The sequence below is a fragment of the Pseudoalteromonas byunsanensis genome (genome assembly GCF_001854475.1).
Lineage (GTDB): Bacteria > Pseudomonadota > Gammaproteobacteria > Enterobacterales > Alteromonadaceae > Pseudoalteromonas > Pseudoalteromonas byunsanensis.
In genome coordinates, this window is the sequence record NZ_MNAN01000031.1 from 377,175 (window position 1) to 402,264 (window position 25,090).

At 42.6% G+C, this 25,090-nt stretch carries 22 protein-coding genes and 1 rRNA gene; 10 read left to right on the forward strand and 13 right to left on the reverse strand.

The genetic code is table 11. The features are described 5' to 3' along the window. Positions 1-384: 384 nt before the first annotated feature. Positions 385-1,101, forward strand: coding sequence for a CPBP family intramembrane glutamic endopeptidase (locus BIW53_RS11880; protein ID WP_070992212.1), 717 nt, complete (start codon positions 385-387; stop codon positions 1,099-1,101). Positions 1,102-1,281: 180 nt separating this feature from the next. Here BIW53_RS11880 and BIW53_RS11885 read toward each other — a convergent pair whose 3' ends face one another. Beyond that, complete coding sequence (locus tag BIW53_RS11885) at positions 1,282-1,719, reverse strand: GNAT family N-acetyltransferase (RefSeq protein WP_070992213.1); 438 nt, start codon at positions 1,717-1,719, stop codon at positions 1,282-1,284. 149 nt (positions 1,720-1,868) lie between these two features. After that, positions 1,869-3,230, reverse strand: coding sequence for a M48 family metalloprotease (locus BIW53_RS11890; protein WP_070992214.1), 1,362 nt, complete (start codon positions 3,228-3,230; stop codon positions 1,869-1,871). Positions 3,231-3,306: 76 nt separating this feature from the next. Between BIW53_RS11890 and BIW53_RS11895 the strand changes: the two genes are divergently transcribed. Continuing rightward, positions 3,307-4,032, forward strand: a complete 726-nt coding sequence (locus BIW53_RS11895; RefSeq protein ID WP_070992216.1) for a hypothetical protein — start codon at positions 3,307-3,309, stop codon at positions 4,030-4,032. 134 nt (positions 4,033-4,166) lie between these two features. Here BIW53_RS11895 and ssb read toward each other — a convergent pair whose 3' ends face one another. Genes ssb through BIW53_RS11910 form a run of 3 tightly spaced genes read right to left on the reverse strand, consistent with a single transcriptional unit; the run spans position 4,167 to position 6,974 of the window. Further along, on the reverse strand, positions 4,167-4,850 hold the full coding sequence (gene ssb, locus BIW53_RS11900; RefSeq protein ID WP_070992218.1) for a single-stranded DNA-binding protein: 684 nt from the start codon (positions 4,848-4,850) through the stop codon (positions 4,167-4,169). A 20-nt stretch (positions 4,851-4,870) separates the two neighbouring features. Next, the gene (locus BIW53_RS11905; RefSeq protein WP_070992220.1) at positions 4,871-6,238 is read right to left on the reverse strand and encodes an MFS transporter; all 1,368 of its coding nucleotides are present in this window, start codon (positions 6,236-6,238) and stop codon (positions 4,871-4,873) included. 52 nt (positions 6,239-6,290) lie between these two features. Further along, positions 6,291-6,974 (reverse strand): substrate-binding periplasmic protein, encoded by a 684-nt coding sequence (locus BIW53_RS11910; protein ID WP_245699401.1) that lies wholly within the window; start codon positions 6,972-6,974, stop codon positions 6,291-6,293. Positions 6,975-7,193: 219 nt separating this feature from the next. On the opposite strand from BIW53_RS11910, the gene uvrA reads away from it, so the two are divergent. Together uvrA and BIW53_RS11920 are read left to right on the forward strand one after the other, a co-directional pair. Then, positions 7,194-10,013: an excinuclease ABC subunit UvrA gene (gene uvrA, locus BIW53_RS11915; protein ID WP_070992221.1), complete on the forward strand. Its 2,820-nt coding sequence runs from the start codon at positions 7,194-7,196 to the stop codon at positions 10,011-10,013. 51 nt (positions 10,014-10,064) lie between these two features. Further along, a complete protein-coding gene (locus BIW53_RS11920; RefSeq protein ID WP_070992222.1) occupies positions 10,065-11,090 on the forward strand; it encodes a helix-turn-helix domain-containing protein in 1,026 nt (341 codons plus the stop codon). Here the strand turns inward: BIW53_RS11920 and BIW53_RS11925 are convergent. Then, entirely contained in the window at positions 11,080-11,469 is a 390-nt protein-coding gene (locus BIW53_RS11925) for an acyl-CoA thioesterase (RefSeq protein WP_070992224.1), read from the reverse strand. The two genes, BIW53_RS11920 and BIW53_RS11925, sit on opposite strands and share 11 nt — an antisense overlap. A 28-nt stretch (positions 11,470-11,497) precedes the next feature. On the opposite strand from BIW53_RS11925, the gene BIW53_RS11930 reads away from it, so the two are divergent. Further along, positions 11,498-12,199, forward strand: coding sequence for a 2OG-Fe(II) oxygenase (locus tag BIW53_RS11930; RefSeq protein ID WP_070992226.1), 702 nt, complete (start codon positions 11,498-11,500; stop codon positions 12,197-12,199). Between the two features lie 17 nt (positions 12,200-12,216). Here the strand turns inward: BIW53_RS11930 and BIW53_RS11935 are convergent, their stop codons facing one another. After that, positions 12,217-12,585 (reverse strand): YacL family protein, encoded by a 369-nt coding sequence (locus BIW53_RS11935; RefSeq protein WP_070992228.1) that lies wholly within the window; start codon positions 12,583-12,585, stop codon positions 12,217-12,219. 108 nt (positions 12,586-12,693) lie between these two features. Here BIW53_RS11935 and BIW53_RS11940 point away from each other — a divergent pair, with 108 nt between their 5' ends. After that, positions 12,694-13,605 carry an AEC family transporter gene (locus BIW53_RS11940; protein WP_070992230.1) on the forward strand — a complete coding sequence of 304 codons (912 nt, stop codon included), beginning with the start codon at positions 12,694-12,696 and terminating at the stop codon, positions 13,603-13,605. Here the strand turns inward: BIW53_RS11940 and BIW53_RS11945 are convergent. Then, a complete protein-coding gene (locus BIW53_RS11945; protein WP_070992232.1) occupies positions 13,585-13,824 on the reverse strand; it encodes a hypothetical protein in 240 nt (79 codons plus the stop codon). The two genes, BIW53_RS11940 and BIW53_RS11945, sit on opposite strands and share 21 nt — an antisense overlap. 203 nt (positions 13,825-14,027) lie before the next feature. Between BIW53_RS11945 and BIW53_RS11950 the strand changes: the two genes are divergently transcribed. Beyond that, complete coding sequence (locus tag BIW53_RS11950; RefSeq protein ID WP_070992233.1) at positions 14,028-15,347, forward strand: short-chain fatty acid transporter; 1,320 nt, start codon at positions 14,028-14,030, stop codon at positions 15,345-15,347. 16 nt (positions 15,348-15,363) lie between these two features. Here the strand turns inward: BIW53_RS11950 and BIW53_RS11955 are convergent, their stop codons facing one another. Next, entirely contained in the window at positions 15,364-16,377 is a 1,014-nt protein-coding gene (locus BIW53_RS11955; protein ID WP_070992235.1) for a site-2 protease family protein, read from the reverse strand. 143 nt (positions 16,378-16,520) lie between these two features. Between BIW53_RS11955 and BIW53_RS11960 the strand changes: the two genes are divergently transcribed. Next, positions 16,521-17,729, forward strand: a complete 1,209-nt coding sequence (locus BIW53_RS11960; RefSeq protein WP_070992237.1) for an EAL domain-containing response regulator — start codon at positions 16,521-16,523, stop codon at positions 17,727-17,729. On the opposite strand, the gene BIW53_RS11965 is transcribed toward BIW53_RS11960, so the two are convergent. Next, positions 17,726-18,790, reverse strand: coding sequence for a hemolysin family protein (locus tag BIW53_RS11965; RefSeq protein WP_070992239.1), 1,065 nt, complete (start codon positions 18,788-18,790; stop codon positions 17,726-17,728). The genes BIW53_RS11960 and BIW53_RS11965 overlap by 4 nt on opposite strands. 108 nt (positions 18,791-18,898) lie before the next feature. On the opposite strand from BIW53_RS11965, the gene BIW53_RS11970 reads away from it, so the two are divergent. Both BIW53_RS11970 and BIW53_RS11975 read left to right on the forward strand, forming a co-directional pair. Further along, on the forward strand, positions 18,899-21,352 hold the full coding sequence (locus BIW53_RS11970; protein WP_070992241.1) for an alpha/beta hydrolase family protein: 2,454 nt from the start codon (positions 18,899-18,901) through the stop codon (positions 21,350-21,352). Positions 21,353-21,579: 227 nt separating this feature from the next. Then, entirely contained in the window at positions 21,580-22,284 is a 705-nt protein-coding gene (locus tag BIW53_RS11975) for a response regulator transcription factor (protein ID WP_070992242.1), read from the forward strand. Here the strand turns inward: BIW53_RS11975 and BIW53_RS11980 are convergent. From BIW53_RS11980 to rrf, 3 genes are all read right to left on the reverse strand, one after another. Further along, a complete protein-coding gene (locus BIW53_RS11980) occupies positions 22,281-23,792 on the reverse strand; it encodes a YifB family Mg chelatase-like AAA ATPase (RefSeq protein WP_070992244.1) in 1,512 nt (503 codons plus the stop codon). The two genes, BIW53_RS11975 and BIW53_RS11980, sit on opposite strands and share 4 nt — an antisense overlap. Positions 23,793-23,815: 23 nt before the next feature. Beyond that, the gene (locus BIW53_RS11985; RefSeq protein WP_070992246.1) at positions 23,816-24,430 is read right to left on the reverse strand and encodes a trimeric intracellular cation channel family protein; all 615 of its coding nucleotides are present in this window, start codon (positions 24,428-24,430) and stop codon (positions 23,816-23,818) included. Between the two features lie 419 nt (positions 24,431-24,849). Then, a 5S ribosomal RNA gene (rrf, locus tag BIW53_RS11990) occupies positions 24,850-24,964 on the reverse strand. Positions 24,965-25,090 lie beyond the last annotated feature (126 nt).

Here is a 25,090-nt window from a genome sequence, read left to right on the forward strand (position 1 = left end):
AAGCTTGGAGCCTCCCACCCTGTGGGAACTATCAGGTGGTCGTAAAGTATCGATTGTACTAGTCTTGCAGAGCCCCTTGAGATCGCCTTTCACAAGCATTCTGTAATAAGATATTACACAATTAATGTTACTCACTTGTTGTCTCTGTGTTAATCTCATTCCACTATGGTAGAGCATAAACCCTATAAACACTGGTCTATTGTTACCATAATGACAACATCTCACTTTTATCAATATCGTGCCTAGTACATGGAAGTATATCAACGACTAGATTCTGTGCAGCCGTAACCTGCGTAGGGAGTTAGTGTGGCTGGTAATAAACAAAAGTGAGTTTAACAACTTATGCTGTAAAAAATGTCTGCTACGACTATAAGGAATATTATAATGATTAGACAAACCGAACATTACTTTGGCTTTATAGGCACTTTACTAGGTGGAGCGCTCATTCTTTTCTTATTTATACTGGTGCAAGACGGTGTATCTTCGCACTATGTAGATACTGCGAAGTTAGCTGTGGAAAACAAGGCGAGTGACGCCTGGGTCGTATCCATTGCCACCTTTGCTTCATTTCTCGTCTGCTCTACCTTGATATTTATTCTCGTTCGGTTCGGAACGAAAGACTTTTTACAATATTTGGCTATTAAAGCATCTTCAACACCCGATTTGGTCAAATGGTTGGGTGTAACGGCTTTATTCCTGCTAGTTAGCCACTCTATTATGTATGCAATGGATAAGCCCTTTGCCGATGATTACGCCGTTTCTCTTTACACCTCAGCTGATGCACTGTGGTTGTTGCTCATCGCAGTAATAATTATCGCCCCTCTTTTTGAAGAGCTATTCTTTCGCGGTTATTTGTTTCATGGCTTTTCACGTTCGTTTTTACGACCTGCCGGTGCTGTGGTCTTAACGTCACTGTTATGGGGCATGGTACACCCACAATATGAGCTGTACTTGGTTGCTATCATATTTTGTCAGGGGATCATGCTGTGTCTTGCCAGAATGCATACCAACTCCATTTTAACCTGTGTACTTATGCATGCACTTATCAACACCACTGTGGTGCTTAAAACCATTTATTATGTGGAATTTGTCGCAGTCTAAAAACGGCTAAATTATTCTATCTATCACAACTAATCGTTATTCATGAACAACAATAATGCATAATTGGGTATGAATATATTTATACACTTACCGCTCAGAATACGATGTAAATAAAAAAGCCCTTCACTTGCAGTGAAGGGCTTTTTTATTGTTTGGCTTTTGAGCGCTTGCGAGCGACCTTTACAGCATGATACTGGCGAGCATATCATCCCCCTCGTCATCCATGCCTGTTTCAACAAACCCAAAGCCCGCGTAAAAATCTTTTGCAACGGGGTTTTCGGGTTTATAGCAAATTTCAATTTCCTTCACGCTGGGACATGCTTTTATCTCATCCAAGGCAAGCGTCAAGGCAATACGACCAATGCCTTTTTGTTGCTGATTTTTATCGACCATAAAACGCCAGATTGACACTTTATGCAAAGACTCCTTTACCCACATGAAAAAGCCCATGGGCTCATCATCTACGTAAATTGCTCTCGTTATGTAACCGTCATTAAACTTGGACTCAACAAGAGACCACATATTGCAAGCGACCCACTCTTCCTGCTCTTTTTTAACGTCGAGATCGCACACTGCTTCATAATTATCTTTGCTTATTTCTCGAAGCGATATTTCCACTTTTGCTCTCCATGTATATGTGAATTGGCTAAGGCATAATTGCGTACTAATGTGATGGGAGATATGGACACCACACCAAATTTCAATATTAGGTACATTTGATAGTTACAATTACAGCCTTCAAATACTTCTAGTTAGACATAACTAAACTAATTCAATCGCTTAATATAGTTTTTGTAAACCAAAGATAATGTTCTAAACTCCGCGAGCAAATCCTCATTTCTCTGGATGTTCCTTTTCCACCAGTCTTGATGGTAACTTCGTTCAGCTAGCTTTTCTTTATACTCTGTAATGTCAGATATTAAACGAGCCTTATATTTTTCAAGAGTAAGATCTATAGGTTCATCAGGTAACCCTGGCTTACCATCACACTCACCCAACATTTTTTGTACTGAACCTATAGATTGCATCATAGCCTGAGTTATTGCTCTTGCTGTATTACTCCTCAAGGCCACGCTCGGATAGTCTGTAGACGTCAAATCAAACCCAGCCAACACAAAACCAAATTCAAGAAAGTCACTATAACCTTTACTAGTATGGTTATAGTCAACCCTACACATAGGGCCGCCAAATGAGCTTTGATAGCCAACTCCATCTATCATAGTAAGTGCTCTGCTCCTTGGCTTAACATCTTTGTTCCTGACTAATGTCGAAACGACTGCGCTGAACCTATCTGCTTCAAGTTCTAGTTCATACTGGCTTTCCCCCTGCTCTTTGCGCTCGTAATGATTGAGCACAATATGACCTAGCTCATGTGCAATTAAAAACAATATCGCATCGTCGTATCTCCTTGCAGACTCGACCGACATGGTTTCCTTCCCCAAACGGCTTAGTGAAGTCGCCATTTGTTCTTCAAGAAGCCTCTGCAATTCATTCATGTTACTTGGACTCGCACTTAAAAAACTGAGTAATGAGCTACCCTTATGAATTGCTTTGACAGAAGTCTGTTCTCTATATGATTCGCTTGCTGAAATCACCATTTTCAGCGCTTCAAGCTGACATACGTCATCACTTAGGTCACATCTATCACCTAAAGAAGCCACTGTGTTTATCACAACCCCTCGATAAATTCCCTGTAGTACTTTGACATCGACAGTAATGATGTTTGACGAGCCAACATAAGCAACCGCTTTATTTGAGTTCTTAATTTCGAATACCGGTTCGTTAGCCAGAAAAACCTCTTTGCCAAGTAACTCTGAAACAAATGAGGCTTCTTGATTGATAGTTTCAATCAGTAGTTCAGCCTGAATGTTTAAATTTTCTTGTATCAACTTTAAGCTCTCTTCGCGAAGAACTGGCAAAGTATTTATGTCGTTAGGTACGCCATTTGGATAAAAAATAAGAGTTGAAGTCGTCAAAAATGATTTTTGGACGGAAAGCTTGCGACCAAAAGCTGCAGCTGTGTTGATAGCCTCATCTACCGCGAATGAAGCAAGCTGCGAGGTGGAGCATCCAGTCATTACTGCAGGCAATGCCAATATCACTGCATACAAAAGTTGTTTAGTGTTCATAATAACCTGCCAAGTCACTAATCAGCTTCTATACTACGAGCTAATGTATGTTTTCAGTTCTATAAAGGATTTTTAGATGAAAAAACTATTAACCATTATATGCATACTTAGCTTGTTTAGCTGCACAAATACACCACAACCACCTGTCGGTATTTTGAGTAGCGAGGGATTTGCAGCATTCACTACTCCTAGGAGTTTTGACAACCCAGGAACAGTCTATCGAATTAACGAAAATGGCAAGCGTTTTAAAGTAACTGAAATTCAAGTGCCCATTGAAAATGGCATGGAAGAACTCCCCAAGTTGTCGTCTTTACAAACTATGTCATTAGGTCAATTACTACAATCAATTGGCGCAAGCTCAGATAAATTATCCGCGTCAATTAAGTTAAACCTTTCACGTACTAAAAGCATTTTGCTTGAAGCCAATACTGGAAAAAGATTCACCACAAGAGATGACGATGTCGACAATGCTTTCATAGCTTGGGCTGCAACCGCAAAACCCAAAGACAACAGTCGGTATTTCATTATCCGAGAAACTGTGGCCACCAAGCAATTGAACTATAAAGTTCAGAGTGATTGGCTAAATGAACTCAAATTAGATACTGACGCCTTAGAATTGGCGGGCTATGAGGGAAATGCTTCCGTTAATGGCCAAGATATATTAGAAATGAATAGAGAGTTTTCTGACTACAGAAACGTTTGGTATAAAGCAGAAGAAGTGACCCTTAATAAAGTATTAGGCGCAGGGCCTAGCCAGTATGAAGTAAACAGGACTCCTGTTTCATCAATTCCTGAAACTTGAGAATCTATGCACTAGTATCGCATCATGTATTAATTCGAGACAGTTTTAAAATTATTCACCAGATAAAAACATAAAAGCCCGCTTACATAGCGGGCTTATATGTTTATTCTAGCACTTTCATTTATTACCAGAAATTAAAACGGAATGTCGTCGTCAAAATCAATTGGCGGTTCCATTGGATTAGACGCACCACCTGATTGCGCAGGTTTAGGTGCAAAGCCACCTTGTTGTTGTGGTGCGCTTTGTTGTGACGGCTGCTGCGGAGCAAAACCACCACCTTGATGAGTGTTGCTCTGTTGCGAAGGCGCATAGCCGCTTTGCTGAGAGTGTCCCTGACTTTGCTGCTGGCTACTGCTCTGTGCAGGCTGTGAGTATTGTTGTTGCTGCTGTGGCGCTTGGTTTGCATACTGCTGCTGGCTATAGTTGCCCTGTTGTTGACCACCTTGATATGGTGCACTGCCTTGCTGCTCGTTACGACCGCCTAACATCTGCATTTGGCCACCCATATCTACAACGATTTCTGTCGTATATTTTTCTTGGCCACTTTGATCTGTCCATTTACGCGTTTGCAGACGACCTTCAATGTATACTTGCGAGCCTTTGCGTAAATATTCACCCGCTACTTCTGCTAGCTTGCCAAATAACACCACTCGGTGCCACTCGGTGCGTTCTTGCAACTGGCCTGTATTTTTATCTTTCCAGCTGTCTGTAGTGGCAATACTGATATTCGCTACACCATTGCCGTTTGGCATATAGCGTACTTCTGGATCTTGTCCAAGATTACCAACCAAAATAACTTTGTTTACACCGCGTGCCATGGCACCCTCTCCTCACACTATTAATGCAAGCCAAGTACTTGCTTAGCTTGGTTTAAATCAAATTTCTTATCATCTATCTTCAGATAGCTACGATTTTCTTCGCTAACGACTATCGCCTCGATCACGCCAGGTAATGCGACTAGCTTATCGGCTAATGCCTCTGCCTCCTGTGGCTCAGACAGGTCGGTCATTAGACTAATTATTTTACTCTTGGGCGGGATCTGCATTCGCCATGCAATAAGTAGCCATATTACCCCAACACAGGCCACCGCCGCAAACACTCCATTGGCTTCACCGTATTGTGCAATGTAACCTCCTAAAATTCCGCCTAAAAATGCTCCAAAAAATTGACCCGATGAAAAAATCCCCATCGCGGACCCTTTTTGAGAAGCAGGCGCAATCCGTGATACAAGTGCTGGCATCGTCGCTTCTAAAAAATTAAAGGCCACAAAATACAAAAGCATACAAACAGCAATACCAATAACTGAGTCAGCTAATAAGGTTAGACTAAATGTACTGAGTACAAGTAATACTATTGCCGCTAAAAACGTTTCACGTTCTTTTTGCTTACGAATAGCGACTATCATCATCGGTGCCATCAGCACAAACGCCAGCAATAACACTGGAATATATAATTTCCAATGTGCATCTGCATTAAGTCCATCTGCTATCAGTTGCCCTGGTAGTACCACAAACATCGTTGTGAGCGACAAATGCAGTAACATGACTCCCAAGTCTAGGCGCAACAACTGTGGATGGCGACTTAGCTTACGAATGTCCACCAGCGTTGCCACGGTGTCTCCCTTTGGCGCTTTATTTACTGCGCTGGGTACGACAAATAGAATAATAACAATACCACACAAAGCCAGCACCGCTGTGAGCCAAAACACCCCTGAAATACCGAACGCAGCCGCGACCATTGGGCCTAGTAACATAGCAAAGGCAAAACTTAACCCGATACACATACCTATGACAGCCATTACTTTTGGACGCTGTTCATCACGGCTTAAATCGGCAGCTAAAGCAAGTAATGCACTGGCTATGGCGCCCATCCCTTGCAATGCTCGACCTACGGTAACCCAATATATCGAATCAGCCAGCGCTGCTATCACTGAACCCAAAGCAAATATCATTAGGCCAAATATAATCACGGGCTTACGGCCAAACTTATCGGACAACCATCCCATGGGGATCTGTAGCAACGCCTGAGTTAAACCATATGCACCGATAGCGAGCCCAATCCACATTGGCGATACATGCTCAAGTGATTGGCCATAAATAGCCAACACGGGCATCAACATAAATAGCCCAAGCATGCGAAATGCAAACACACTAGCAAGTGATAACGCCGCGCGTTTTTCCAGAAGATTTAAAGATTGATTAGACATAGTACTCGTTTAGTTCTGCTCAGTTTAGCGCGCCACAGTCTAACAAAAAAACTCAGTCTAACTTATATTTTTTTAAAATTTGCGCTAACTTTCCAGAACTTCGTAGCCGCTCAAACGCTTCTTTTAACTGTTCTATTTGTGCTCTACTCACGCTTTCCTTACTTACAGCAATATAAACGGGTTCTGAGTTAACCACCAGTGGCGCAATTTCAATCTCTACAAAGTCAGGGTTATGCTCAACCTGATAAATAATATTGTATTTTTCTTCTAGAAAGCCTGAGATGCGTCCATGGCGCAGTAAATGAAGCTTACGCTGATTGTCTGGCACATAAATAAACTTATCTTCAGAGTCCACTTCCTGCTTCATTCTCTTTTCAAAGGCTTCACCGTAGTAAGCACCGCGCTGGATGGCTACGGGCATCGCCAATGAAAACAACTGCTCTAGGGATTGAACATAGAATGGCCTTTTGGTGTTAGTGGCAAACACAATATTCTCCATTCGCTGGGGACCAATGAAATAGGCAAACCTCATCCTCTGAGCAGTCTTTGACACACTCAACATCAAGTCTATCTCTCCTAGTTCAAGCATTTTTAAAGCTCGCCCCCAAGGTACACTGACAAACCGATAACCACAGTCCATTTCTTGCAATAGGCTTTTGGCAAAGTCCACATCCAGGCCATGCCATTGCAATTGCGCATCTTGTTGGGATTGAACAGAATAGTTTTCAAAACGCACGATAAATTCACAATGCGACGTGCTGGCATTGAGTACACAAGAAAGTAATAAAAATGAGAGGCCAATGCATGGCCCTATCAGACGCACAAAACTAATCGCTCTAATGTTGATCCCTCCTTCCAGTTTAGAACGTTTAGCAAAGATAAGTTAATTTTTGGCAAAGTATGCGATACTGTTGCGCTAATAATCGTTGCCACTCAACTCTGTAATTAGGTCAAAATGGATAAAATAGAAGTCAGAGGCGCTCGAACGCACAATTTAAAAGATATTTCACTCACCATTCCACGCGATAAACTCATCGTTATCACAGGGTTATCGGGTTCGGGAAAATCTTCACTGGCATTTGATACGCTTTATGCCGAAGGCCAAAGACGTTACGTTGAATCGCTTTCTGCTTACGCAAGACAGTTCTTATCACTGATGGAAAAACCCGATGTTGATCACATCGAGGGTTTATCTCCTGCCATTTCTATTGAACAAAAATCGACTTCTCATAACCCGCGCTCGACGGTGGGAACCATTACCGAGATCTACGACTATTTGCGTCTCCTGTTCGCCAGAGTCGGTGAACCACGATGTCCAACCCATGATTTACCTTTGGCAGCACAAACCATCAGTCAAATGGTAGATTCTGTACTAGAGCAACCGCAGGGCAGTAAATTAATGCTGTTGGCACCGGTTGTTAAAAACCGTAAAGGTGAGCACGTTAAGTTGCTTGAGCAACTGGCCAGTCAAGGCTACATCCGCGCACGTATAGATGGTGAAGTGTGTGACTTGTCAGATCCTCCAACTTTAGAGCTACATAAAAAGCACACGATAGAAGTAGTTGTAGACCGCTTTAAGGTTAAAGATGGTTTACAACAACGCTTGGCGGAGTCTTTCGAGACGGCCCTAGAGCTCTCTTCGGGTATCGCCGTTGTCGCCAATATGGATGAGCCTAGCGCCCAAGAAATGATTTTTTCGGCCAACTTTGCCTGTCCAAGCTGTGGCTATGCCATGACCGAGTTAGAACCAAGACTGTTTTCATTTAACAATCCTGCTGGTGCCTGCCAAAGCTGCGATGGTTTAGGTGTACGACAGTATTTCGACCCGCAGCGCGTGGTGCAAAATCCTGAACTGAGTCTCAGTGGTGGGGCGATTAAAGGCTGGGATAAACGCAGCTTCTATTATTATCAAATGCTACAGGCAGTGGCTGAACATTATGGTTTTGACTTAGAAGTACCCTTTCAATCATTATCCAGCGAAGCACAAACGGTTATTCTAGAGGGCTCTGGAAAAACAAAAATCGCTTTCAATTACCGTAATGACCGTGGGGACTTAATCACCCGTAATCATGAGTTTGAAGGTGTCCTGAATAATATGAACCGTCGTTACAGAGAGACTGAATCAAGCTCTGTACGAGAAGAATTAAGTAAGTACCAAACCAGTCAGTCATGTCCAAGCTGCCATGGCTCTCGTTTGCGCGAAGAAGCGCGCAATGTATTTATTGGACAAACCACACTACCTCATGTGACGACCATGAGCATTGGTGCGGCGATGGAGTTTTTTGAATCCCTTACCTTGCAGGGACAAAAAGCACAGATCGCAGAAAAGATCCTCAAAGAAATTCGCGATCGCCTTTCGTTTTTAATCAATGTTGGGCTCAATTACTTATCGTTGGAACGCAGCGCAGATACACTTTCAGGTGGTGAAGCCCAGCGGATCCGCCTAGCGAGTCAAATAGGTGCAGGTTTAGTTGGGGTCATGTATGTACTCGATGAACCTTCCATCGGCCTACATCAAAGAGACAATGACAGATTACTTAGTACATTGACGCATTTACGTGATTTAGGTAATACCGTGATAGTGGTAGAGCATGATGAAGACGCCATTCGAGCAGCAGACCATATCATCGATATCGGACCCGGGGCAGGTGTTCATGGTGGCCATGTGGTTGCACAAGGCACCCGTGATGACATTATCAACAACCCTAACTCACTGACAGGCCAATATCTCAGTGGCACTAAGTCTATCGCCGTCCCCGCACAACGCCACCCATGCAATGACAAATGGCTTGAGCTTATGGGCGCAACGGGTAATAACTTAAAAAGCGTTGACTTACGCATTCCGTTCGGCCTGATGACTTGTATCACCGGTGTATCGGGTTCGGGTAAGTCTACTCTGATCAATGACACCCTATTTAAACTCGCGCACACAGCTTTAAATGGCGCAACAACAGCTGAAGCGGCACCTTATAAGGCGATTACCGGCCTTGAACATTTTGACAAGGTAATCGACATTGACCAAAGCCCCATTGGCCGTACGCCGCGCTCCAACCCAGCAACATATACCGGCATTTTTACCGCGATCCGCGAGTTATTTGCTGGCACCCAAGAAGCACGTTCACGGGGCTACAAAGTTGGTCGCTTTAGCTTTAACGTAAAAGGCGGCCGCTGTGAGGCCTGCCAAGGTGATGGTGTTATCAAAGTAGAAATGCACTTTTTACCTGATGTTTATGTACCTTGTGATATTTGTGCAGGTAAACGCTATAACCGAGAAACCTTGGAAGTCTTGTACAAAGGCAAGAATATCCATGAAGTGCTTGAAATGACCGTAGAAGATGCACAGCAGTTCTTCGATAAAATCCCAGCAATTAATCGCAAACTGACAACTCTAATGGACGTTGGTTTATCGTATATTCGTCTCGGTCAGGCAGCAACAACCCTGTCCGGTGGTGAAGCGCAGCGCGTTAAACTTGCCAGAGAGTTGTCAAAACGAGATACAGGTAAAACGCTGTATATTCTCGATGAGCCAACCACGGGACTGCACTTTCACGATATTCAGCAACTACTGTTGGTGCTACATAGATTGCGTGATCACGGTAACACTGTGGTTGTCATAGAACACAACCTAGATGTTATCAAAACGGCTGATTGGATTGTTGATTTAGGGCCTGAAGGCGGTGCTGGAGGTGGTCAGATCCTGATCGCAGGTACACCTGAGCAAGTTGCACAGTGTGCACAATCTCACACAGGAAAATACCTAAAACCTTTACTTTAATGACCAAAGGAATGTAGTTTAACTACATTCCTTTGCTACAACTTTACCCTAATGCAACAGTTACCCTACATTTTGTCCATCAAAGATAGACTAATAAACTATCATAATCGCTTAACGGCATTTTGGTCTTCGCTGAACTTAGCGCAACGCTGCTACTTTCTAGCTATTATCACAAGTTTTATCTATCTTTTCGATAATGCACAAAGTAATAGCTTGTTGGCATTGCTCACAGTGCTTGTATTGGTTGCTATGGTCAGTGAATTTTGGCCTAGATTTATCCAAGTTTGGGATAGCTTGCCAGGCAAAGCTGTGATCTTGTTATTCTATGCTTTTGTAGCCAATTACGCACTGGTGCAAGCGTCTGGTTTGGTCAACGATATTACCGGAGTGAGCGCCGACAACCTGCCTTACACACATAATTTTGCCGTATTATTATCCATCCCTATTTGGTTTGTTATCACCAGCCTAGTCGTGCTGCTTATCATCCAATTTTCCATTCCCGTATACATTTTATGCTTGTTACTGTTACGACCTTTTGGTTTGCACACACTGTGGCACCCACCGGGTTATAGCTTTCCAATCATCACCGGTTTTATACGTTTCGGTGCAGGATTATTTTTACTACTCCAGCTTGCGCTACTAACCACCTATACGGGCACATTATATGGTGTTAGCCAAACCATGCTCAATGTAGTTGGCGGCATAGAGACAGGCTTAACCATTAACGTCATTGAATCTTCGGATCAAGACTTAGCCGTTGCCATCAAAGAGCAGCCCGAACTTGAACGTACCTTGTCCGAACTTGATGAAGCTAAAGCGCAAATAGACCAAAATGCCAGCGCTTACGAAAATAAGGTTAAACGCATTTTGGCTAACTTTATCTTCGACAACGAAGCGGATGCACGTTCCCGATGTGAACACCGCACTGATACTCGAGTGATAGAATTGAATGATTACGAAATCTTAGAGATTGAAAAGTTCACAACGGCTGACGTTACCAGTTATCGCTATCAGGTTAAGCCCTGTATTTCAGCCGCAGTGGGTCATGAATTTAAAGCAAGATCAATCACACCATAAACAGTGTTAGCTCATCGCGCTCATGCTGTGATAAGGGTTGAGCGCGTTTAGCTGCAAAGTCGTAACGCACCATCACGGTTTTGCCCTCGGCACAACACTCTCCATGTTGCCACGCCTGCTGCACAATAACAAAAGAGCTGTTGCCGATATGCTCAATCGCCGTTTTAATCTCTACTTGTTGTCCGTAAAACAATTCGCCTTTAAATACCACTTCAACCTTAGCTACAATCAACTTCCATTGATGTGGATTAAGGTCTGGGGTGAATATTTTGAAAATAGGCACTCTGGCCGCTTCAAACCACACTGGGAGTACGGTATTGTTTATATGACCAAGCACGTCGGTTTCGCTAAATCGCGGCATCAGTTTTTCAGACAACATAATAATTCCAATAACTGTAGGTGAAATAATGACAGATTTTATACGCGTTTATGACAACGCGCTAAGCGATGAGTTTTGTGATCAGTTTATTAATCTTTTTGAACAAAGCCCACACTTAAAACAAGGAACCACTTCAGGTGGTATCGACCTTAACAAAAAAGTGAGTCAAGATCTGTATCTTAATTCTCATCCTGAATACGCTCAGCACCTACAGCACATACAACAAGTCACTGCGCAGCACGTATTTAAATATATTGAAGAGCACTTGTTTATGATCATCGGTGCGTTTGGCCTGAAAGTTTATCACCCAAAAACTGGTGAGCCAGTTGACGTTACCTTCGACAACTTTGAAGAAGTAGGTAAACCTCAGCTACCTATTTTAGTGCAGCAGCTGTTTCGTCTCGGTAATATTCAAGCCCAAAAATATGAAATCAACAAGGGCGGCTACCCCTACTGGCATAGCGAAGTGTATCCTCAACAAGGTCACAACGAGGCCCTACACCGCGTGTTGTTATTTATGTTCTATTTAAACGATGTGAGCGAAGGCGGCGAAACTGAGTTTTATTATCAGCAAAAGAAAATAGCACCTAAAAAAGGCACCATGGTCATCGCACCGGGTTATTTCACCCATACTCACCGAGGTAACAAACCTTTGTCCAACGACAAATATATTCTTACCTCATGGGTACTGTTTAATCGCGCCGAACAAATATATGGCACCGCAAAATAATCCTCTGAGCATGGTATCTAATTGCGATGAATAAACTGATACCATGCTTCTAGCAAAGCAATAAAGTCTTCGTAGCCACAACCACTCACTAAACCATGCTCATCCAGTACCAACGCATCATCACCATAATTGCTTAAATCGTCAGCCTGATGAAACAATGCATGCGCTTCAAACAGTGCTTCGTCATGAGACAAAGTAAAACGTATTTCCTTGCCCTCTTTGACTAACATAGGGCTGTCTTTGTGTATGGCTTTACTCTTTGCTATCAACTGCGCTACTTCATTATGCGGCAGTTCTTCACTTAGCCAACGACCCACCAGCGTGTGTTCATCACTGATTTTCACTCCAAACCCGGTGATCGGATCGCGAATAAACTGGTACTCCAAAATTCACTCTCAACTTTTGTTCAATCTGCTTACTATTATACGCAGTGGGGCTTGTGGCGCACTATGCAAACCGAGATAATAGCCCCTTATTTTTAGACCGAGCTGGTTATGAGCGCTTTTGTAATTCTTTTCCCGATAATTTTTGTTGTATTGATTGGTTATAGTTGCGCAAAGTTTAGAATTTTTAGTGCTGCTGCTCTTGATGGGCTGAGGTTATTTATCTTCAACCTTATTATTCCCGTTTTTCTATTCTTGAACATGTATCAGGCGGATCTCGAACAGGTGTTATCATCACGTGTGCTCGCCAGCTTCTACCTACCAGTGCTGTTCGTATATTTGCTAAGTTGTGGAATATTCAGATATGTAATGCGGATAGAACGCGGTGACAGTGCCACTTTATCGTTAGCGTGTACTTACTCAAATGTAGTACTTGTTGGTCTGCCTATTATCATTGCCAGTCTAGGCGCAGAATATGGTGCAATGGTCTTTATGATAATTACCTTTCACAGTGTTTTATTGTTTACCTGTACTTTTACCTTCGCAGCCAATCAGCAAGGGCGTATGCATGAAACACTCAAACCCTTGCTGCTTAACCCCATAGTGATTAGCATCAGCTTAGGTCTACTTTGTAACTACATCAATTTAGCCATCCCTAATGTCATGCAACAAGGACTTGCTTTGCTCAGCGAGCCTGCAATTGCGGGGGCTCTTTTTGCACTCGGCGCTAGTTTAAATAATTATTCTATTCGTGGCGCATGGCGAAAAGCATTGTTGGTCAGCATCATCAAGCTGATCATTTTACCACTTTTAGTGTACATCACCGCAAAGTGGGGAATGGCGCTCCCCCACAAGCAAGTTGTCGTGTTAACACTCATGAGTGCTTCACCATTGGGTGTTAACGCTTATCTAGTTGCTCGCCAACTACAACATCAACAAGCCGAACTTGCCAGCAGTGTGGTGTTATCTACTGTGCTAAGCGTGCTGACACTCGCCGCTTGGCTAACGGCGCTCATACCCTGAGTAGTTTGTATACCTTGCAGCATCGATGATGGACCAAAGATGTACCACTGCACCTATCACTGGGGGAACAACTAAGAACCACAGCGCATAACCCCCAAACACTACGATTGCAAAAATCAAAGCCGCGATAATACGTCCTTGGACCAGCTGGCCTAACCCCGGGAAAAAAATATTACAAATTGCTGCGATCACATTACCGCCTGAACCTTGTGTTGCCATGGCATCCTCTCTGTTATTTACTAAATGTATAAATTTTATTTCTAACTATACAATACATGTATCATGCCAAATAAAATAACCCAATAAAATCAATAATTAAAGCCATAATCTTGTTTGACCACTATCATAAACTTAGCCTAAAAGACTAACTTTTAGCATAAATGTTAGCTATCATTGAGCAAAAAATAATATCAGGATGATCTATGCTCTACCGCGTCACACGCCCCATTAGCAATCTCGTAGAACGTTATTTACCGGATCCTTTTGTCTTTGTGCTCATGCTCACTCTTATCGTACTTGCTTTAGCAAGTATCGTCACGCCCTTCTCTGCAACACAAGTTGTTGAAGCATGGGGACAAGGGTTTTGGCGCTTACTCACTTTCGCTATGCAGATGTTACTGATCTTACTTAGTGGCTACATGCTAGCCAGTACTCCGATATGTATGGCTGCGTTAAATAGACTCGCAAGACTCGCTAAAACTCCCGTGCTTGCAATTGTGATGGTCACACTGGTGGCTATGATAGCAAGTTGGATAAACTGGGGTTTTGGGTTGGTAATAGGTGCACTCTTTGCCAAAGCTCTAGCTCGGCAAGTTGCTGTTGATTATAGAATTCTTGTTGCCAGCGCTTATTCTGGGTTTATTGTATGGCACGGCGGCTTGTCAGGCTCGGTGCCCTTAACTATTGCCAGCGAAGGACATTTTTCGCAAACCAGTATCGGAGTGCTCAGTACATCCAGCACATTATTTTCTTCTTTTAACTTGGCAATTCTGTGTACTTTGCTTGTGTTACTCCCAATTCTGAATGCACTACTATTACCACCTAAAGAGCAGCAGATATTAGTAGATAAAAGCAAACTGACAGAGTCACTAGAACCTAAACCTTGCAGATTAGAAGACTTAACACCCGCCCAGAAACTTGAACACAGTAAGTTACTTGGCACTTTGATTGGCGCCTTAGGTTGCGTGTATTTAGTTTATTACTTTACAGTGCAAGGCGGAACACTGAATCTAAACAGTGTGATAGCTATCTTTTTATTTCTAGCTATTCTCTTGCATCAAACACCAGAGCGATTGTTAACAAGTTTAAATAAAGCAATTTCTGGTGGCGCAGGCATTGTTATTCAGTTTCCATTTTACGCCGGGATCATGGCTGTCATGGTTGAATCAGGCTTAGCTCAACAGATCTCTTCTGCATTTGTTTCAATCAGCAGCGCTGAGAGTTTACCGTTTTGGAGTTTTCTCAGTGCGGGTCTTGTGAATATCTTTGTTCCATCTGGCGGTGGCCAGTGGGCTGTACAGGCTCCAATAGTACTGCCCGCAGCACAAATGCTAGATGCTGACATTGCTAGAGTGGCGATGGCTGTCGCTTGGGGAGATGCTTGGACCAATCTTATCCAACCATTTTGGGCGCTGCCTGTACTTGCAATTGCAGGCCTAAAAGCAAGAGATATTATGGGGTTTTGCTTGATCCAATTGATTTTTAGCGGTGTGATTATTGCTGCTATGTTAACCTGGGCATAGCAGCAATTTTTGCTTTTTAGCTGGATAATACTTTCATTGGCAGGCTTAGAATGACGCTTTGTGAGTCTGCAAAATGCATCATAACCGCCACATGACCTGCAGCCACAAGCACATACATAACTGCAGAAAATACCTGTCCATAACGGTCCAAAGGCAGTAAATGAGAGGTTTTGCGTGAACGCCATTCAAACAAAATCTCTAAACTACCAATCAACAAAAAGAACACAAGCAACATAAGGCCAAATGCATAGCTAATCCACAAACCAAATACAACGCCTCCCATACAGGCCAACAAACCTATCCAAGAGCGCATCGAAAAGCTGATACTTTTTAATACGTGACCACCATCTAGGGGCAGTATTGGCAGCAGGTTGAATAAGTTAAGTAACGCGCTAAGCACAGCTACACCCGCGAAAATCTCCATTTCGGTCGCATAATATAGAATTACCCCCAACACAGAGGTAATTAAACCAAATGCAGGTCCCATAAGTGAAATAACCACGTCTTGCCAGCGAGTGGTGATCTTGTCATCACTCACTGCCAATCCACCGACAAACGGGATCAGATAAATACCTTTTGTTTTAATCTTAAAATATTGCATGGCCCTGACATGACCATATTCATGAACGACTAAACATGCCACAAGCATCAGCGCAAATTGCCACGAAAATAACCATGCATAGCCTGCTACTGAAGCGCCAGCCAAGGCTGCTTTAATCACCTTTGCGCTTTTAAATACCTTAAAGCCAAGTGCTGCCAATCCAATCAAGCTTTTCTTATTTTCTTTGGGTGTATCAGGTAACTCAAGCCATTGCCAGTTTGTACCATTCAACGAGATACCCAATTGCTGTTCTGGAAGTTTTGCAATATCAAATTGCACAACGCCATGCTCATATGCACACTGCATCACATCTTCTGCATGAGGTTCTACAGTCAAAGCTTGCTGGTCACAAAAGACTTGGAGTAGATCGCTACCTCTTATGAGCACCGAAAATATCTGTCCCGATGCGGTAAATTCAATTCTCGTCATAATTTCTTAGATTGATGTTTTTTGCCATTATCCCAGCTCAATCCACCAGTGACAAACAATACATTTACCAGCTGATATCTACACTTTTTTACAGCCTGTACTAAACTCAGAAGATAGTGCGGGTAAAATAAAGGATCTGTGATATGAGTACGACAGCTAGTCAGGTGATGGTTGTTGATGACTCTCAGGCCATTCTTATGGTGATGAAAGCCATGTTGACTGAACTAGGTATTCAGGAGATTACCACTTGTATTAGTGCCGATCAGGCTCTTGAAAAAATAGCGCAAGCACCACGTCGCTATGATGCCGTTTTTACTGACCTAAACATGCCTGAAATGGATGGTATGGAATTTATTCGTCAACTTGGTGAGATAAAATACCCTGGCGGAGTGGTCATCATTTCAGATATGGATCCAAAAATAATTGATTTGGCCTCTAACTTAGCACGTCAATCTAGCGCTCATTTAATTGGTAACATCGCCAAACCAGTCCAATTGAAAGAGGTCGATAAACTACTCAAAAAGCTTGAGTCCTTTATAGCCCCAGAGAAACGCCATATTGAACCCATTACGCAATCGGAATTACTACATGCGATCAGCCACAGGGAAATCACACCGTTTTATCAACCCAAGGTCAACCGCGCCAATAAGTCTATTGATAGTGTTGAAGTATTGGCAAGAATTATAACGCCAACTCGTACGCATACCATTTTACCTGAACAGTTCATCACGTTAGCTGAAGACTTAGATTTAATAAATTTGATTACATTTCAATTATTTGAAAAAGCAACCGAGGAATTTAGAGAGATAAGAGCAGAGCTCCCCCATAAAGTATCACTAGCTTTCAACCTCTCCCCGGTACAACTTGACGATTTAAACTGCCCTAATAAGCTTGCACTGATATTGGAATTAAGTCGCCTTAAACCTGAAGATGTTATTTTAGAAATTACTGAACATACTCCTTTGAACAGCAGTGTTCAATTGGAAACTCTCAATCGCTTAAGAATGCGTGGTTTTGCCATTTCGCTGGATGACTTTGGCACAGGCTTTACCAATATACATCAGTTAAAAACGCTCCCCTTTACGGAAATAAAAATTGACCGTTCGCTGATAACCCACATAGATTCAGACCGTTTCTCACAAGTTATTGTCGATAGCTTGATAGATATCGCGCAAAACGAACAAATAGGCATTGTCGCAGAGGGGATTGAACGTATAGAAGAGCTGCAATATTTAGATAGGTATAAACACAACTTGCTGATGCAAGGGTTTTTAATAAGCCGCCCAAAAGCCAAGGCCGAGTTTGTTCGTTGGATCCATTCTTGGTTGCGAATGATGAACTCTAACTCTTAGCGCTCTTCAACATCCGTTTCTATCAAGTGGCTGTGAGCATCAACACGCTCTCGCCATTTTTTCTTTGCAGCTTGTTGCATATTAGTCGACTGCTCTCGCTCGTCTATAATGTCCATGCCCATCAGCGACTCAAGCATATCTTCTAACGTCACAATACCTTGTATATCACCATATTCATCAATGACTAATGCAATATGAATACGCTTCTCTAATAAGGTCTGAAACAAAGAAGGTGCATCTAGCGTTTCTGGCACAGTATAAAGCGGTTTAACCAGCTTACCTATCTTGTAGTCTTCTCCAAGCCTATGATAAGCAAGCATAATGTCATTTTTATGTACAAACCCGATGATATCATCACCGCTTTTATCAAAAATAAGGATCCGTGAAAATGGTACTGAACCATGCTCAGATAGGTAATCATTCACAGTGATATCTTTGTGAACCTTAAACAATACCGTACGAGGCGTCATAACATGCTCTATCTTGGCATGTCTAAAACGTAGCAAGCTTCTAATTGTTTCTGTTTCCTCTTGCTGCAATGCACCCGCTTCAGAGCCAATCTCTGCCATGGCTTCAATTTCTTGCCTTATATAATGTGCTTCACTTTCTTTTTTGCCCATCGTACGTGTCAAAATATCCGACAACCATACAAAAGGTTTGAGTACTCTAACTAACCAGACTAAAGATTGTGCCACGATAGGTGTAAGGCCACGCCAATAAGTGGCACCAAGGGTTTTCGGAATGATTTCAGATAATATTAAAACAAGTAAAGTCATCACCGCAGAGGCTATACCTACCGCAGCATCAGAAAATACCACAGCGGCTTGCGCACCAACGCCAGCAGCACCGGCAGTGTGGGCTACCGTATTGAGTGTTAAAATAGCAGCCAATGGTTTATCAATATTATCTTTCAACTGCTGGACTTTTTTAGCCAACACAGGTTTGTCTTTCTTGAGGATAGCGATGTAGCTTGGAGTAATGCTCAACAGAACAGCCTCCATTACCGAACATAAAAACGAAATAGCAATCGCTAACAACATGTACGTGATCAATAAAAACAACCTAAACTCCTTAATCTGCAACTCGCTTCTGCCTAGTCGCAACTTTGCTGGCGTAACTGAGATATATGCTATATTGGGGCAAATTCTTTACCTACAATAGGCGCAAATATGATTTTACGAACAGCGGCCACTTTACTCTTTTCCTCAATTGCATTGCAACTGAATGCGGCTCAGTTGGATGAAAAGAAAATTCAGTTTTTGGGCCCTCTCACTACTTACAATAGCATAAAGCCAAATAACACGGCCCATCAAAGTAAAATAATTCAAACGCTATTACCTAGCTTACAATCACGTGTCGATTCTTTATCTGTATTTGGCAATCAGCTCAAATGGCAAAAAATGAGCGATATCAAAGCACTTACTATGGCAGGCCTACAAGCCTTAAAATTCCAGTTTAATACCAAGCGCTTTACACAAGGTAAGCTATCTTTAGCTGGCATAAAAACAGCACATGTTTTTTTAAATGGTGAGCAACTATCAGGTCAAAGTGAATTCGACATACATGTACCAACGGGTGATCATCAAATCGTCATTATTGCTGAGCAAGTGGATAACTGGAATGAAGTAAAAATTAACTACACTCCTAAAGCTGAACATGATCAAATCACCCTAACGGACAAAAGCCAGCACGGCTTGTCAGCCAAACAGCTTTATGATGCACCAACTCTTACAGCCATTTCTCACTCTCCCAATGGGCGTTACTACCTCACGACCTCACGCCACTACAGTGATAGCACTGGAAATAGCCCACAAACAGAAACACTTCTCAAAGATAGTGATGGTAAAACTCAATATAGATTCAGTGGGATCAGTGCAAGCAGCGTAGCATGGCGCGATGATTCACAACAATTAGCCTTTATGCAAGATCAAAAGCTTATTCTATTAAACATGAAGGATTTCAGCACCAAGGTCATCACGCAAACTCTAGAAGGGGCCAGTGGCTTTCACTATTTTAATGATGATACGCTGATATTTACTTGGTCTAAAAACGAGGACGATGCTCATAAGCTGATTAAGCATTACCGAGGGTTAGAAGATAGGTGGTCTTATGCACGCTCTAATAGCCAAGTATTTTTATTAGACCTTAACTCTAGCCTCATCAACGCGCTGACGGAAGGCAAGTTGAGTCATCGGCTTGAAGATTATAATGCACATCGCAACACTATTCTCGTCAGTCGTAACCCTCAAGACTACACTGCACCACCACATATGCTTACAGAATTGTTGGAAATCAATTTAAGTGATTCAAAACAAACCTTGCTGGGTCAATATCGTACGTTCCGTAAAGCCAGCTACGCAAAAGATGGCATATACCTTGTTGCCGGACCTGATTTCGTAGGGGGTTTAGGACGTGCACTCCCACAAGACATGCTTGCTAATAACTATGATGGCCAGCTTTATTGGATGGACCTCAATGGTAGCAACCACAAAGCTCTGAGCAAAAAGTTTGACCCATCAATCACCACGATTGATGTGTTAAAAAGTAATGATGTATTGCTGAAAGTAAATGATGAGGATAGGCAGCAGCTATATCTGTTTGATAGGCGTAAATCACGTTTTAAACACATTGAGTTAGGCTTTGACGTAGTACAGGATTATGCCATCAGTCATACCCGAAATAACGAAATACTCGTGACGGGTACTCAGGCCAGTACGCCTCAACAACTCAAGCGCATCACCCTTAAAAATAATCGCGCAGAGCTACTTTGGGACTCTAAAGAATTGGCCTATCAACATACTGAAATCGCTACTTTGGAAGAATTCGACTTCACAAATCAATCAGGGGTAAAGATAAAAGGACGCGTGTATTTACCAGATGGCCTAGATAAAACCCAAAAGTATCCTGCACTGGTTTATTATTATGGCGGCACTTCTCCCGTATCTAGAGCATTTTCAGGCCGTTACCCGTTTAACCTTTGGGCAGCGCATGGGTATATCGTGTATGTACTACAACCAACAGGGGCAACTGGGTTTGGACAAACATTTTCAGCTGAACATGTGAATGCTTGGGGTGAACATACCGCACAAGACATCATTGATGGAACCAAGGCATTCACACAAGCCTACCCTTTTGTCGACTCAGCTAGAATAGGTAATCTTGGAGCATCTTATGGTGGTTTTATGACCATGTTACTAGCAACGAAAACTGACATGTTCAGCGCTTCAATAGCCCATGCAGGGATCTCAAACATAACCTCATATTGGGGCCAAGGTTGGTGGGGATATTTATATTCCGGAGAAGCTTCTAAAAACAGTTTTCCATGGAACAATCCTACTTTATATTCTCAACACAGTCCGGTATTCCACGCTGATAAAATAACGACACCACTGCTGTTGCTACATGGAGACGCAGATACCAATGTACCTCCTGGTGAAAGCCACAATATGTATACCGCGCTAAAATTGCTAGGTAAAGATGTAGAGCTAATTGAATACAAAGGCGCTGACCACCAAATACTTGCCAGAGATCGCAGATTTCACTGGTGGAATACCATGCTTGCATATTTCGATATGCATTTAAAAGATCAGCCACAATGGTGGCAATTCATTTATCAAAAATAATTAGTTTCACGAAGCGGTACGCGCCGCTTCGTGTTTTATTTGCTTCACTCTTAGAATAATTTCTCATATTTATTCATAAATCTAAATACTTAGTACCGCTATCAAGTTCCTCTATTCCACACGTGCGTGATTTTGATACATTTTATTGCAAAAAAATCACCTTAGGCTTCTCACCTATGATTTCACAGTGCTAATATAAACGTAATTATTGAATAGATAACGACATTATGAGCATTCACGTATTACTGGTAGAAGACGACGAACTATTAGCAAAACGGATCTTGAGCCATTTCGCACAAACCGAGTTTGACATAAAAGTTGATAATACAGGTGCAAACGCTCTCGAGCATATCCAGTTTGCGAGCAATACAGATTCACCTATATCGTTAGCCATTGTAGATATTGTATTGCCAGCAACTGACGGATTAGAACTTGCCAAAGAGCTAAACACCTTAACGGATATAGGTGTAATAATGCTATCTAGTCGAGATTCTCAAGCTGATCGTATTGCTGGGCTTGCCCAGGGCGCAGATGACTACGTGTGTAAACCCGTAGACTTATTAGAATTAGAACTCAGAATGCGCGCACTGTATAAACGTATTTCACAAAATGGTGATAATGATGAGTCTGAAGAGTTTATTGAATACGCTGACTTTAAGCTACACCCAGACAACCGAACTTTGATAAACCAGCATGGTGAGGAGTCACGCTTAACCGAAGCAGAACATAAAGTTTTGATATGCCTGATAGCCAACGCCGGTAAGGCCACATCTCGAGAAAAAATATCAGAAGATATAGGCCAACCTGATTGGAGCCCCAACGACAGAACGGTTGATGTGCTTGTTGGTAGACTGCGAAAAAAGCTAGGCGATGAAAAAGATCAAAAACGCATCGTCACTGTCCGCGGCAAAGGTTATATGCTCTCTGCCTAGTACCTAGTGAGCTGGCTGATCAAGCGCTCTAAAGCTCTATAACTTAATGCTTCTTTTAAAGCACATAGTGAAATATCAGAGTGCCCATTTAAATCCGCTATGGTTCTTGCGACTTTCAAAATACGATGATAAGAACGTGGAGAAAGTTGCAATTTATCTACAGCTTTGGCTAAAAACAACTTCTCTCCCTCAGCCAGTTTACAATATAAAGCTAAGTCTCGATTGTTTAACATTGCGTTCACCTTACCTTGACGCTGTAACGCAATATCATAAGCTCTATCAACTCGCTCTTTTATCACCTTACTGGCCTCTTGCGCTTGCTCGCTTTGTAATTGCAATGTCGATAAACGCGGTAATTCAACTTGTAGATCAATACGGTCAAGAAAAGGCCCAGATATCTTTGATAGATATCTGAGCACTTGATCCGAAGTCGCCCTTTTGTCATCGTAATGGCCCGTTGGGCTAGGGTTAAGTGCCGCGATAAGTTGAAACCTAGCAGGAAAGTCAACCTGTTGTGCTGCACGCGATATGGTTACCATACCCGTTTCCATAGGTTCACGTAATGAGTCCAACACTTTTCTTTCAAATTCAGGTAACTCATCTAGAAAAAGTATTCCATTATGGGCAAGAGAAATTTCACCTGGTTTAGGTTTTGAAGAGCCACCAACTAACGCGACTGCAGAGCAAGTATGATGTGGATTTCTAAAAGGGCGTTTACGCCAATTTTGAGCATCAATATGCTGCCCCGTCAAAGAGTACACCGAAGCTGTTTCCAACGCTTCTTCAGCTGATAAGGTTGGCATAATTGAAGGCATTCTCTGCGCAAGCATTGATTTTCCAGTGCCTGGTGGACCAAGGAATAGTACATTATGTCCGCCAGCAGCTGCAATCTCCAGCACCCTTTTAGCCCCTTCTTGTCCTTTTACATCACTCATATCCAAACTCTCTATGGATTCGTTGTGAGTATGTGGATGTGTAATGTTTATCGGCAAACTCTGCTGACCTTCCATATCAAGCCATATCGACTCAAGAGATGTAACCGCCTTTCTTTGAGCGTGGGGTGCCAAACTTGCTAATTGATCATTGTGCAATGGTAAGTAACAGCAGCGATTAGCTTTCGCGGCAGCCATTACACTGGGTAAAATAGCGCTAACCGCCAGCACTTCGCCACTCAATGCTAATTCACCATAGAATTCCAAGTTCGCTAATTGCTGAACAGCTATCTGACCGGAGGCAGCCAGAATACCGACAGCTATAGCAAGGTCATATCTGCCCCCTTCTTTAGGAAGATCTGCTGGCGCTAAATTAACGGTGATCCGTTGCTCTGGGAACAAAAATTGCGAGTTAGTTATCGCTGAACGAACTCTTTCTTTAGCTTCCTTAACTGAGGTTTCCGGTAAACCAACAATATGAAATGCTGGTAAGCCATTACTTAAATGTACTTCAACACACACTTGAGGTGCGCTAACTCCAACCTGAGCTCTGGTATAGATTTTTGCAAGCGACATATCCTTGTCCTTGATTTTTATAGTTAATTTGCATACTTAAATACGTGTAACACTATGTTGTAACGTATAGCTAATAGTCTAAGTAGTAAGGTTGCACTCATTGCACTTAGCATGGCTGTCTCTAGTGAGAAAGATAAGTTTATCAACTGAGTGTAAATAATCCCGCCTAAGATACATGTGATTGCGTACAGTTCTCCTTTTAAGAGTAATGGGATTTCTCTAGCTAACACATCCCTTATTACCCCGCCAAAACACCCTGTAAGCACGCCCATTATAATTGCAGTAGTATCTGGCATTCCAATATCCAGCGCTTTTTGTACCCCCATAACAGCAAAAAATGCGAGCCCAAAAGCATCCGCGACTTGCAGCATTTGTTTTGGTATCTGTTTTTGCCTGTTTAAGAATAGGATACTGATAAAAATAGCACCAAATATCGCAATAAAATAGCTCGTATCGTGTAACCAAAAAACAGGCACATCTAAGATAATATCCCGCAGAGTGCCGCCTCCTATGCCAGTAACGGTCGCCAAAACAACTACTCCAAAACCATCCATGTGCTTACTGTGCGCAATGAGAGTCCCCGATATCGCAAATACCATGACCCCAAGAAGATCAAACCAGTGGATCAGCACCGTCATATACTATTTCCCAATACAATTTCAAATAAGCATATTAACTTATACGTCAAATTACTACCTAGAATATAAAGGATAACAACAGCAAAAGTGCAAAAGGCTAGCGACATGAGCGAAGCGAACACGCTCTTTTGCGTAAGGTGAATATAGTGCAAAGAGTTAACGACTGCGAACGCAGTGAGAGCGTTTCCTTTGCGCAAGGTGAATATAGTGCAAAGGGTTAACGACAACGAACGCAGTGAGAGCGTTTCCTTTGCGCAAGGTGAAGTGAGCCAGTTTAGCTACCGCTGAGGGACTCACAGAAGAGACTCACACCGCTGAGGGACTCTCTTAAACGTCGGATGGCGCTGCGCCTATCACGACCTACAACCCCAAAACGCAAAAAGCCCATCCGATTGGATGGGCTTTTCACTTAATTAGGAGCCTGGCGATGTTCTACTTTCACATGGCAAATGCCACACTATCATCGACGCTGTTTCGTTTCACTTCTGAGTTCGGCATGGGGTCAGGTGGGTCCAAAACGCTATTATCACCAAGCAAAGTCTTGGTGCAAATGTTTTATGACATCGTGCATCGCACGAGCATTCCATTTGCGCAAGGTGAACTGATTTCGCTATATTGCTTTTTCGTTCACCTTGTTTAATTCTTAAAATTCGGAAATTC